General features: G+C 70.3%; 9 protein-coding genes and 1 tRNA gene. 7 read left to right on the forward strand and 3 right to left on the reverse strand.

Translation table 11 applies throughout. The features are described 5' to 3' along the window. Window positions 1-532 precede the first annotated feature (532 nt). The 3 genes from ACFWFR_RS11950 to ACFWFR_RS11960 form a co-directional block, all read right to left on the reverse strand. Complete coding sequence (locus ACFWFR_RS11950) at window positions 533-895, reverse strand: transposase (protein WP_377623114.1); 363 nt, start codon at window positions 893-895, stop codon at window positions 533-535. A gap of 252 nt (window positions 896-1,147) precedes the next feature. Beyond that, window positions 1,148-1,405 carry a hypothetical protein gene (locus ACFWFR_RS11955; protein WP_377623115.1) on the reverse strand — a complete coding sequence of 86 codons (258 nt, stop codon included), beginning with the start codon at window positions 1,403-1,405 and terminating at the stop codon, window positions 1,148-1,150. 1,128 nt (window positions 1,406-2,533) lie between these two features. After that, window positions 2,534-2,616 (reverse strand) — tRNA-Leu (locus tag ACFWFR_RS11960). A gap of 292 nt (window positions 2,617-2,908) precedes the next feature. Here ACFWFR_RS11960 and ACFWFR_RS11965 point away from each other — a divergent pair. From ACFWFR_RS11965 to pknB, 7 genes are read left to right on the forward strand one after another with little or no spacing between them, the layout of a single operon-like run. After that, window positions 2,909-3,613: a DUF3662 and FHA domain-containing protein gene (locus ACFWFR_RS11965; protein WP_191801787.1), complete on the forward strand. Its 705-nt coding sequence runs from the start codon at window positions 2,909-2,911 to the stop codon at window positions 3,611-3,613. 10 nt (window positions 3,614-3,623) lie between these two features. Then, window positions 3,624-4,148: an FHA domain-containing protein gene (locus tag ACFWFR_RS11970; protein WP_191801785.1), complete on the forward strand. Its 525-nt coding sequence runs from the start codon at window positions 3,624-3,626 to the stop codon at window positions 4,146-4,148. A 6-nt stretch (window positions 4,149-4,154) separates the two neighbouring features. After that, window positions 4,155-5,567: a PP2C family protein-serine/threonine phosphatase gene (locus ACFWFR_RS11975; protein ID WP_377623116.1), complete on the forward strand. Its 1,413-nt coding sequence runs from the start codon at window positions 4,155-4,157 to the stop codon at window positions 5,565-5,567. After that, a complete protein-coding gene (locus ACFWFR_RS11980) occupies window positions 5,567-7,174 on the forward strand; it encodes an FtsW/RodA/SpoVE family cell cycle protein (protein WP_377623117.1) in 1,608 nt (535 codons plus the stop codon). The genes ACFWFR_RS11975 and ACFWFR_RS11980 overlap by 1 nt, the downstream gene beginning before the upstream one ends. Next, entirely contained in the window at window positions 7,171-8,634 is a 1,464-nt protein-coding gene (locus ACFWFR_RS11985) for a penicillin-binding protein 2 (RefSeq protein ID WP_191801779.1), read from the forward strand. Before ACFWFR_RS11980 ends, ACFWFR_RS11985 begins: the two co-directional genes overlap by 4 nt. Further along, entirely contained in the window at window positions 8,631-10,346 is a 1,716-nt protein-coding gene (locus tag ACFWFR_RS11990; protein WP_377623118.1) for a serine/threonine-protein kinase, read from the forward strand. The genes ACFWFR_RS11985 and ACFWFR_RS11990 overlap by 4 nt, the downstream gene beginning before the upstream one ends. Continuing rightward, entirely contained in the window at window positions 10,347-12,410 is a 2,064-nt protein-coding gene (gene pknB, locus ACFWFR_RS11995; protein WP_377615576.1) for a Stk1 family PASTA domain-containing Ser/Thr kinase, read from the forward strand. The last annotated feature ends 23 nt before the right edge of the window (window positions 12,411-12,433 follow it).

The raw sequence follows: 12,433 nt of genomic DNA on the forward strand, positions 1-12,433 counted from the left end.
GATCTGGGATCCGGGGCCTCGCGTGCGTCGGTGCTGCGCAGGGGGCTCATCACCCGGCCACCGACGGCTGGGCCCCGGGCTGGCGGTGGGGGCATGTGGGTGGGGGCTTGCGGGGAGGACGGGTGCTGGAGACGGGTCCCGACGGGGCCGAGGGGCCCGAAGGTCCTGCGAGAAGTGAGTAGTTGCCCCTGAATCGTCCGGATCAGGGGCATCTACTCACTTCTCGACCAGAACCGAACCATCCGCACGTTCCTGCCACGACCCGCCCCGGGACGCAAAAAATCCCGGCCAGGAGAACTGACGGGGACTTCCCGAAGGTGAACCGGCTCGAAAGCCGAAAACCTTTTCACGTGGGGGGTTTCGGGAACTGGCTGACCTGCACAGACATGCGACCCCAGCGACGCTCAGGCACACCTGGCAGGACGGGCCAGGCACACTGTCAGCCGCGGGACGCGAGTCGGTGCGCGCGGTACCAATTGGTTGACGGCATCGTTGGAGGACATTGCGTTCACGAAGAAGAAGGTCGAAATCGTCATCGACGGGTGCTTCTGCCATAGTTGCCCACCACGGCACAAACCCGCGCTCCTACTCGCAATGGTGGAATACCAAGCTGCGTCAAAACAGGGCGCGGGATGCCGAGACGACGGAGGCGCTCACCGCCGCGGGTTGGCGCGTGTTGCGGTTCTGGGAGCGCTCCGCCCCCGAGTCCGCGCCTCTCAGATCGGGTCAGTACTGGTCGCTGTGCCCCAAATCGGACCACCGCTCTCGAGAGATGTCGCGTGTTGCGGATCATGTGGAACACGCAGGTCTGAACCTGCGCGATCTCCCACAGGGTCGTGATCGCTTCCGACAGGCCCTTGAGGCCGTCGCGGACCGCGATGCACTCGTCTGCCACGCCCCCGTTTCTTGAACTCCGTCAGGACGTTGAGCCTGAACTTCGCACCCTCGCCGCCGTCGCCGGTCCAGACCCGGAGGACGTCGCGTTCCCCGCGGGTGGTTACGCCGATACCTCGACAAGCCCACAGACGACCGCCCCATCGGCTACACCACCCGCTTACGCACCGAGCCCCTCGAGGACCACCTCGCACGGTCGGCAAGACCCGCCACAACCCGACCACCTGAAACACCGGCAGAACCGCCGGACAGGTCAGTACGCCCCAGTACGGCCCGAAGTCAGCCCGACCACCCGCCGGGCCAGCCCGATCAGCACCACGCAGACCGCGCCGTCGCGCATCGCCTCTTCGCGAGACCCTACGGGACCGCACGAACCACCCAGAAACGACGAAAGTCCGAGCCGGAGTATCCCGACCGGGACTTTCAGAAGTTCGCTGCTCTCGAAACCGAGAACAGCTTCACGTGCGACCTGCCGGATCGGCGACTCGCCCTTACGGTCGATCGCGACCACGTCGTCATGGAACGTTCGGAAAATCTAGGCATGGCGAACCTCCATCCAGTAAGGACCTCAGTCCTCACAGGCCAGGAGCCGACCGGTCCCGGGGCAGACCCAGCCAAGGGCTTGTGGTCAGCGGCGGCTGCCTCAGCGAACGACAGCCGCCACACGTGACTACTTCTTGAAGACGGCGAGGCAGCTCGAGCACTTGAGCTGGTTGGTGGTGTACGGCTGAAGCGTGTGCGTCCCACAGACGGGGCAGAGGTGACCCTTCGGCATGGTGTGCCCTTCCATTGATCGTGCTCACCGGTGCGGTTCGCATCTGAGCGCGATAGTAGCCCTCCGGGTCACTGCTCGACAATGATTGACTGAGAACATGCCACCTGACCTGCATCGTCACGATTAATGCCTCAACGCGCGTTAGGCCGGCAACGGCCGCAACGGGCCTACAGCCGCGCAGCGCGCCACAGTTTCAACGAAGCCCCTCGCCGCCTTAGCTGGTGGCCGCTGCGCCCCTCCGTCGCGAAGCCGTACCGGGCCGAGACTCCAACGCCTCTCAGGCACACCCAATCCGCGCTTCCAGGCACACTTACTCGCACGTGCCTCGAAGGAGCGACCGACAACAGCGTGTGGCTCCAAAACCACGCCGATCACCACATGACGCCTCCCCCTCCAGCCCATCGAGTCCGCCGACCCCCTCGTCGAGACCAATTACCCAAGAGAGACGAACCACTGTGCTGGCCTGTATGGGGGAGGCGGGAACCACGGGCCATCAGACGATCGCGCGGCCTCGGACTCGTTCACGCAGCCTCGTCCGACCGGCCCCTCGGCCGCACCACCCGATCCGCCCGCGGACACCGTCGGGCCCCACCAGGCACACGCCGCACCCGAACGACCACCACCTGAGCACCCCGCCCACCCGGCCCCGCACCACCCGGACGCACCGTCGCGCCACGAAACAGCCGCACAACCCCAGGTCAGCGCACATCCGGCTGGCGCACCGCGCAGTGGCCCGTCACTGCGGCCACCGACCGCGCCCACGACCGCCCACGCCCGCCTCCGGACGCAAAAAATCCCGGCCAGGAGAACCTGACCGGGACTTCCCGAAGGCGAACCGGCTCGAAAGCCGAAACCCTTCTCACGTGCGCGAGGGGGGACTTGAACCCCCACGCCCTTTCGGACACTAGCACCTGAAGCTAGCGCGTCTGCCATTCCGCCACTCGCGCGTGCCGCAGAAGATTATCACGACAGCAGACCCAACCGTGCATCGGTCGTCCGGCCGTCCTCGTGCGCTCTTCCACCTGCGCCCCAGCCGAGCCTGAACCCGGTGGTGCACCAGAGAGAACACTAGCCGCTCCACGGAGCGGCTCACGCCCGAGTCACCCGATCTCCCCGCGATCTCCCCCTCGATTCCGGGAGATTCCCGGCCCGTCGAGGCTCCGGGTCGTTACGATCTAGGTAGTCTGCCCGGGGACCGTGTACCCCGGTCGAGGGAACGTCGATGAGGGAGGAGGTGGCATGGGAGTCCTGGATCGCTTCGAGAAGGGCGTCGAACGCGTCGTCAACAACGCGTTCAAGGTCGGACGCAGCGAGGTGAAGCCCGTCGAGCTGGCGAGCGCTCTGCGTCGTGAGGTCGACGACCGGGCTGCGGTCGTGGACCGCGACCGGACCGTGGTGCCCAACCAGTTCACCATCGAGCTGTCACCGGACGACTACGCGCAGATCGACGGGTGGGGCGCCGAGTCCCTCGCGGACGAGCTCGCGGCCAACGTCACCGAGCACGCGGCGTCGCAGCACTACGCGTTCGTCGGCCCGGTCAGCGTGTCCTTCGAGCAGGACGACTCGCTCGACACGGGCCGCTTCCAGCTGCGTTCGGCGAGCGTGCGCGGGAACGTGGCCCCGGCGACGGTGTCGGCGCCGAGCGCGCGCCACCCCCTGGTGGACATCGACGGCCAGCGGTACCTGCTGACCGGTCCCGTGACCGTGATCGGCCGCGGCTCCGAGGCGGACATCGTCGTCGACGACCCCGGGGTCTCACGCCGTCACCTCGAGATCCGGGTGACTCCGGACGGGGTCATCGCGACGGACCTCGGTTCCACGAACGGACTCTTCGTCGAGGGCCACCAGGTCCCGGCCGCTACCCTGCTCGACGGGAACAGCCTGACCATCGGGCGGACCCGCATCATGTTCTGGACGGGTGCGCCCGAGAACGAGGAATGGTGATCCACCCCGCATGACCGAGCTGACGTTCACCCTGCTGCGGCTGGGCTACCTGGTCCTGCTGTGGGTGTTCGTGTTCGCCGCGATCGGTGTGCTGCGACGCGACCTGTACGGCACCAAGATCACGGCACGCAAGGGCAAGGGGCGCGAGGACGCGCACCGCACCGCACCCACCGCCGGACGCGGTGCGGCGGCATCGGTCCCCTCGGCCCCGACCCCTGCTGCTCCCGCGTCCCCGGCCCCGACGGGTCCCACCCGGCTCGTCGTGACCGCGGGCCCGCTGCGCGGGACCACGGTCCCGCTCTCCGCGTCCTCGATCCTGCTGGGCCGCGCCCCGAGCTGCACCCTTGTCCTCGACGACGACTACTCGTCGTCCCGGCACGCCCGGATCTTCCCCCAGGGTGGCACCTGGTACGTGGAGGACCTCGGCTCGACGAACGGCACCTACATCAACGAGCAGCGCATCACCGGGATCCAGCCCCTCGCCCCCGGAGTGAGCGTGCGGGTGGGGCAGAGCATCGTCGAGCTGCAGCGGTAGCGCGCCATGAACATCGCACTCAGGTACGCCGCGGTCTCCGACGTCGGCCTCGTCCGCTCGAACAACCAGGACTCCGGCTACGCGGGTCCCCACCTCCTCGTCGTCGCGGACGGCATGGGCGGGCACGCGGGCGGCGACGTCGCGTCCTCGCTCGCCATCGCGGCGCTCGCGCCTCTCGACGGGGAGTCGCACGGGCCCGACGACGCCCTGTCCCACCTCGAGTCGTCGATCGACAGCGCGCGTCTCGACCTGGTCGAGCGCAGCGAGGTGACCCCCGAGCTCGCCGGCATGGGCACCACGGTCACCGCGATCCTGCGCAGCGGCAACGCGCTCGCGATGGCGCACCTCGGCGACTCGCGCGCGTACCTGCTGCGCGACGGGGTCCTGAACCAGGTCACGACCGACCACACGTTCGTCCAGCACCTCGTCGACACGGGCCGCATCACGCCGGAGGAGGCCGAGTACCACCCGCAGCGCAACGTCGTGATGCGGGTCCTCGGCGACTTCGACGTCGACCTCACACCGGACATGTCGGTGCGCGAGGCGCGCCCCGGCGACCGCTGGATGCTCTGCTCGGACGGCCTGTCGGGGTTCGTGAGCATCGAGACGCTCGAGCACACCCTGAGCACCGTCGCGGACACCGACGAGTGCGCCGACCAGCTCCTCCAGCTCGCGCTCCGGGCCGGCAGCACGGACAACGTGACGGTCGTCGTGGCCGACGTCGTCGACCTCGACACCCTGGCCGACGGCGCGGGTCCCTCCACCGTGCCGGTCGTCGTCGGCTCGGCCGCGATCGACCGCGACCGTCCCACCTCTGCGCAGGACGGCCCCGCGGCACGTGCGGCCACGCTCGTCGCCGCCGCGACGTCCGCCGGGGACTCCCCGGAGGCCTCTGCCGAGGATGCCGCGCACGCCTCCCAGGACGGTACCGACGCGACGGGCGACGACTCCGACGTGCGCCCGGGCAAGCGCCCGCGCCGCTGGATCGCCCCCGTCGTGACGATCGCGATCCTCGGTGTCGTCGGCGCGGGCGGCCTGTACGGCTACCGGTGGACGCAGGACCAGTACTACGTGGGCGTGTCCGACGGCCAGGTCGCGGTCTTCCGGGGCATCCCCACCAGCGCGGGTCCCCTCACGCTCTCGACCCCGATCGAGCTCACGGGGGACAAGGTCGACGACCTCCCGCCCTACGTCGTCGACCGGCTCACCGAGACCATCAGCGCCACGTCGTTCGACGACGCCCGTGACCGCGCGGCGCGCCTCGTCGCCGACGCCCAGGCCGAGACCGACACCTCCACGCAGGAGCCCGCGGGCACCGCAGCGACCACACCCCCGGCCGACACGACCACGGACCCTGCCGCCCCGGCCGACGGCACCGTGCCCCCCGAGACCACGACCGACCCGCCGGCGGCCCCCTGATGGCGACGGTCGAGCCCCACGAGGTGCGTCCCTCGCGGCGGGCCGAGGCGGGCCTGCTCGTGCTCGCCCTCGCCCTCGGCATCGGCGCCTACGCCTCCGTCGGCCTGTCGATGCTCGGCGAGCTGCCCACCAACTTCTACGTCTACAGCGCGGGCCTCGTCGCGCTCGCCGTCGTCGGGCACGTGGTCCTGCGCCTCAAGGCCCCGTACGCCGACCCGGTCATCCTGCCGGTCACGATCGCCCTCAACGGGATCGGCCTCGGGATGATCAACCGCATCGACATCGGCGGCAAGCTCGTCGGCAGCGACAAGGACCTCGCGTCCAAGCAGCTCATGTGGACGGCGCTCGGCGTCATCGCGGCGTGCGTGGTCGTGTGGCTCCTCAAGGACCACCGGACGCTGCGGAAGTACTCCTACACGGCCATGATCGTCGGCCTGGTGCTCGTCGTGCTGCCTCTGCTCCCCGTGATCGGGCGCAACATCAACGGCGCCCGCATCTGGGTCAACATCGCCGGCATGTCGCTCCAGCCCGCGGAGTTCGCCAAGATCGCCTTCGCGATCTTCTTCGCGGGCTATCTCGTGACCAACCGGGACACGCTCGCGCTCGCCGGCCCCAAGGTCCTCGGGCTCCAGCTCCCGCGCCTGCGGGACCTGGGGCCGCTCGTCATCGTCTGGGCCGCCTCGCTGGCGGTGCTGATCTTCGAGCGCGACCTGGGGACCTCCCTCCTGTTCTTCGGCCTCTTCGTGGCCATGCTGTACATCGCGACCGAACGCTTCAGCTGGGTCGCGATCGGTCTGAGCATGTTCGCCGTGGGCGCCGTCGTCGCAGCCTCGGCCTTCCCGCACGTGCAGGCCCGCGTCGACGTCTGGCTGCACCCCCTCGACCCGGAGATCTACGGCCGTGACCCGGGCGGCTCGGGCCAGCTCGTGGGCGGCATGTTCGGTCTCGCCAACGGTGGGCTCACCGGCACGGGCTGGGGCGAGGGCTATCCCCGCCTGGTGCCGTACTCGTTCTCCGACTTCATCTACACCTCGCTCGGCGAGGAGCTCGGGCTCACGGGCCTGCTCGCGATCCTGGTCATGTACCTCGTCCTGGTCGAGCGCGGTCTGCGCACCGCGATCGGCGTCCGCGACGGGTTCGGCAAGCTCCTCGCGGGCGGCCTCGCGTTCGTCATGGCGTGGCAGCTGTTCGTCGTCATCGGCGGGATCACCCGGATCATCCCCCTCACGGGTCTGACCATGCCGTTCGTCGCGCAAGGTGGTTCGTCCCTGCTCGCGAACTGGCTCGTGGTCGGGCTCCTGCTGCGCATCTCCGACAACGCGCGCCGGCCGTCCTCCCTGCCGGTGCGCGGCCAGGTCGCCCCGTCCCGCGCTGCCGAGCGCCCGGACACCGGCCCCCAGCCCGTCGTGGTCCAGGCCGGCGCCCAGGGTGCCGCCGACCTCGCGGACGGGCGCTCCGCCGTCGGGCAGCGTGAGCCCGCTGCCCACGGCGCGTTCCCGGACGACCAGCCCACGCAGGTCGTCCGCACGGCCCTGCCCGAGGTCGGTGGTGGCCCGGACACCGGGGCGACCGAGATCATCGAAGACACCGAGTGGAAGACCCCGTGAACGTCCCCCTGCGCCGAGTGGCGACCGTCGTGCTGGTCATGTTCCTGGCACTCATGGTCTCGACCACCTACATCCAGTTCGTCCAGGCGGACTCGCTCAACAGCGACTCCCGCAACGTCCGCCAGATCTACAAGGAGTACGGGAACTTCCGCGGCCCGATCGTGGTCGCGGGGGAGTCGGTGGCCCTCTCGACCCCCATCGACGACCCGTACGGCTACCAGCGCTCGTACACGAACGGACCCCTGTACGGCCACGTCACGGGGTTCTTCTCGATCGTCAACGGGACCAAGGAGATCGAGCGCACCGAGAACGAGTTCCTCAACGGCCAGGCCAGCACGCTGTGGATCGACCGTCTCCAGGGACTCATCACGGGCAAGAAGCCCCAGGGCGCGTCGGTCGAGCTCACGATCGACCCCGCGGCCCAGCAGGCCGCGTACGACGCGCTGGGCGACCAGCGGGGCGCAGTCGTGGCGATCGAGCCCTCGACGGGCAAGATCCTCGCGCTCGTCTCGAAGCCGTCGTACGACCCCAACCTGCTCGCGACCCACGACACCAAGGCCGCGCGCGAGGCCTACACCTCGCTCATCAACGCCGACGACGACCCGCTCGTGAACCGCGCGATCTCCGGCAACACCTACCCGCCGGGGTCCACGTTCAAGCTCGTGACCGCGGCCGCCGCGCTCGAGAGCGGCCAGTACACGCCCGAGACCGTGATCCCCGCACCGGACGAGTACCCGTACGCGAACTCGACCCAGACCATGAAGAACTTCGGCGGAGCGCGCTGCTCCCCGACGGGGGAGCAGACGCTGGCCGACGCGATGCGCATCTCGTGCAACACCGCCTTCGCGGACCTGGGCGTGACGCTCGGGGGCGACGCGATGCGTGACCAGGCCGAGGACTTCGGGTTCGACTCGAAGCTCAGCATCCCCATGACGGTCACGCCGAGCCACTTCCCCGACGCAGCGGTCACCGACGACGCGGGTCAGCTCGCGCGCGCCTCGATCGGCCAGGGCGACGTCCGCGTGACGCCTCTCCAGATGGCCATGGTCTCGGCAGCCATCGCCAACGGCGGCAAGCAGATGACGCCCTACACGGTCGCGACCGTGCGCGGCGCGGATCTCGACGTGGTCCAGCAGAACGAGCCCTCGCTCCTGCGCACGTCCGTCTCACCGACCGTCGCGTCCCAGCTCACCTCGATGATGATCAGCGTGGTCGAGGGCGGCTCGGGCAAGGCGGCGAAGATCGACGGCGTCCAGGTCGCGGGCAAGACGGGCACGGCCGAGCACCAGTCGGGTGCCGCCCCGCACGCCTGGTTCACGGGCTTCGCCCCGGCCGACAACCCCCAGGTCGCGGTCGCGGTCATCGTGGAGAACGGTGGGGACAGCGGCAACGAGGCCACGGGCGGCGCCGTGGCCGCACCGATCGCCAAGGCCGTGATGGAGGCGGTGTTGAACAAGTGAGGCCGGTCGAGGGGCTGTGGCTCGGCGACCGCTACCGCCTGGTCCGCCGCATCGCGATCGGCGGCATGGGCGAGGTGTGGGTCGCCAACGACAAGGCCCTCGGCCGTGAGGTCGCCGTCAAGGTCCTGCGCGAGGAGTACGCGGGCAACGAGGACTTCCTCGAGCGCCTGCGCACCGAAGCACGGAACAGCGCGGCCCTCTCGCACCCGAACATCGCGCAGATGTACGACTACGGCGAGCAGAACGCCTCGGGCTTCCTCGTCATGGAGCTCGTCATGGGCGAGCCCATGGCGGACCTGCTCGAGCGCGAGCCCGTCCTCATGCCGGCCAAGCTGCTGCCGATCCTCGCGCAGACGGCGCGCGCCCTGCACGCCGCGCACCTCGCGGGGGTCGTGCACCGCGACGTGAAGCCGGGCAACATCCTGCTCGAGTCGCGCGGGATCGTGAAGATCACCGACTTCGGGGTGTCTCTCGCGGCGAACCAGGTCCCCATGACGGCGACGGGCATGGTCATGGGCACGGCCCAGTACCTGTCGCCCGAGCAGGCGATCGGCCAGGCCGCGACCGGCGCGTCGGACGTGTACGCGCTGGGGATCGTGGCCTACGAGTCGGTCGTGGGGAACAGGCCGTTCACCGGCACGACCCCGGTCGACATCGCGGTCGCGCACGTCAACGAGAAGGTGCCGCCGCTGCCCGCGCACGTGCACCCGTCGTTGGCCTCGCTCATCTACGCGATGCTCGCGAAGGACCCCAAGGCCCGTCCCATGCCCGCGTCCGCGCTGGCCCAGACGCTCGACGACCTGGCCGAGACCATCGCCCGCGACCCGTGGGGGGCCACGGCCCGTTCCGGCGCTGCCTCGGGGAGCAGGCGCTCGCGCCGGCCGCAGCCCGCGCGCCACGGGGCTCCGACGGCTCCGAGCTCGCCCACACCCATCGAGATCCCTGCCGAGCTCCGGTCGCGTCCGCTGCCCACGGTGCCCCCGGCCCCGGCGGCCGGGGGAGCCGGGCCGGCCACCTCCGGCTGGTCGGCGTACTCCGGGCACTCGGCGCTCTCGGCGCCGTCGGGCTACTCCGCGCTCTCGGCCCCCTCCGCGGTATCGGCCGCGTCGGTCGCACGCGACGACGTCCCGTACGACGACCAGGCCGTCCCCCCGCCGCCTCCGCCGCCCGCCCCCCGTTCGTCGTCGGAGGCTCCGCAGGCCGGCCACGCCCTCCCCTGGGAACGCGCCGACTCGTCGGGCGGGCCGGAGGCCCCTGCGGTCCCGCGCTCGTACCCGCCCCGCCGGGAGATGCACGGTGCGGCGGCCTCGCGTCCGAGGCGCCCGGACGCCGGCCCGACGACGTCGCGCACCGCGGGGTCGTCGGCTCCCGCTCTCGCGGAGGCTCAGCCGGGCGGGGTGACTCGCGCCGAGCGACGCCGAGCCTCCCAGGAGCCGGCAGGCGGCCGCACCTCGACGACGACGGGCCAACGGATCGGCGGGTTCGCCAAGGGCTTGTCGTGGCCGCTCGTGGCCCTGCTGATCCTGCTGCTCGTGGTCCTCGTGGCGACTCTCGTCAGGGGTGGCGGGGACGGCGCGGACGACGCGGGCTCGGTGACCGTGACCAGATCGTTGCACGCGTCCCAGGACTCGACGTCCAGCGATGGGATGATGCTCAGTACTGCGCCGGAGGCCTCTGCGTCCTCGGCTCCGACAACCTCGAAGGATTCCTAAGTGGTGGACAACGCTCCCCGGGTACTCGCCGGCCGCTACGAGGTCGGTGAGCTCATCGGCCGCGGCGGCATGGCCGAGGTGCACATCGGCCACGACACGCGCCTGGGACGGACCGTGGCGATCAAGATCCTGCGTTCCGACCTCGCGCGCGACCCGTCGTTCCTCGCGCGGTTCCGTCGCGAGGCACAGGCCGCCGCCGCTCTGAACCACCCGGCCATCGTCGCCGTCTACGACACGGGCGAGGACACCCACACCGAGCCCGGCGGTGGCACGGCGCACGTGCCGTTCATCGTCATGGAGTACGTCGAGGGCCACACCGTCCGCGACATCCTCGGCGACGGCCAGGCCGTCCCCATCGACGAGGCCATCGAGATCACGGCCGGTGTGCTGTCGGGGCTCGAGTACTCGCACCACGCGGGCATCGTGCACCGCGACATCAAGCCGGCCAACGTCATGATCACCCCCACGGGGGCGGTCAAGGTCATGGACTTCGGCATCGCGCGGGCTGTCGCGGACTCCGCGGCGACCATGACGCAGACCCACGCCGTGATCGGCACGGCCCAGTACCTCTCGCCCGAGCAGGCGCGCGGGGAGACGGTCGACGCTCGCAGCGACATCTACTCGACCGGCTGCCTGCTGTTCGAGCTGCTCACCGGGCGTCCGCCGTTCATCGGCGACTCGCCCGTCGCCGTGGCCTACCAGCACGTGCGGGAGGCGCCGGCCAAGCCGAGCGACCTCGCCCCCGACGTGCCGGAGGTCCTCGACCGCATCACGCTCAAGGCCCTCGCCAAGGAACGTACCGCGCGCTACAGCAGTGCCGCCGAGTTCCGCAACGACCTCGAGAACGCGGTCCGCGGCGGGCACATCACGGCCCCGGCCATCGGTGCGGCCGCAGCTGCGGCCGCCGGCGCCGTGGCAGGGGCCGCGGTCGCCGCGACCCAGGTCCAGCAGCCGCTCGAGAACGCGACCCAGGTCATGAGCCCGGCCGTCGCGACGCCTCCCAACCCGTGGGAGACCACGGGCGTCGCCCCGGCAGCGGTCCCTCCGGGCCAGCAGCCCGGCAACGGGCTGGCCGCCGAGGAACCCGAGGAGGAGCCGGCCAAGAGGCGCGGCCTGATGTGGGCCCTGATCGCGGTGGGTGTCCTGGCTCTTGCCGCGATCATCACCATGATCGTGATCAACTCACGCCCCGACGCCCCGGTCGACGTCGCCGTTCCTCAGTTCGACGCCTCGACGACCGAGGAGTCGGCCAAGCAGGCGCTCGAGGAGGTCGGCCTGGTGTACCTGTATGCGCGGGACACCGAGTCGACCGAACCCGAGGGAACCTTCACCAAGTCGGACCCCGAGAGCGGCACGGAGGTCCCCGAGGGCACCAAGGTCGAGGTCTTCTTCTCCGCCGGACCGGACACCGTGCTGGTCCCCGACGTCACGGGTCTGACGCAGGAGGAGGCGCACTCCAAGATCACCGCTGCGAACCTCGTGGTCGACCCGACGGTCGAGGCCGAGGACAACGGGACCATCAAGAAGGGTCTCGTGACCCGGACGGATCCTGGCGGTGGCGAGAGCGCCGCTGCGGGATCCACGGTCAAGATCTTCATCTCGAGCGGCAACGTGAGCGTCCCGGACCTGATCGGCATGACCGAGGACCAGGCCGTCACCGAGCTCGGCAAGCTGGGGCTGACCTCCGTCATCACGACCAAGGAGAGCGTCGAGACCGCGGGCACCGTCATCGACCAGACGCCCAAGCCGGGTCCCACCAAGCAGGGCCAGAAGGTCACCCTCGTCGTGGCCAAGGCCATCGTGCCCACGGGGCCGGAGAAGACCACGGTGCCCGGTGACCTGGTCGGCATGACCAAGGACAGGGCCATCGAGGCTCTCTACGCCAACGGGCTGAACCCCGGGAACGTCACCGAGAAGGAGTCTGCGGACGTGCCCAAGGGGCGGGTCATCTCGACCAGCCCCGGTGCGAACACGGAGGTCGACGAGGGGACCAAGGTGGACCTGGTCATCTCGAGCGGTCCGCCCACCGGTGGCGGGGACGACGACGGCACGTCCACCCCGTGACGCACTGACGTGGGGTCTCGGTC

This window comes from Oerskovia sp. NPDC060287, assembly GCF_042726775.1.
Taxonomy (GTDB): Bacteria; Actinomycetota; Actinomycetes; order Actinomycetales; family Cellulomonadaceae; genus Oerskovia; species Oerskovia merdavium.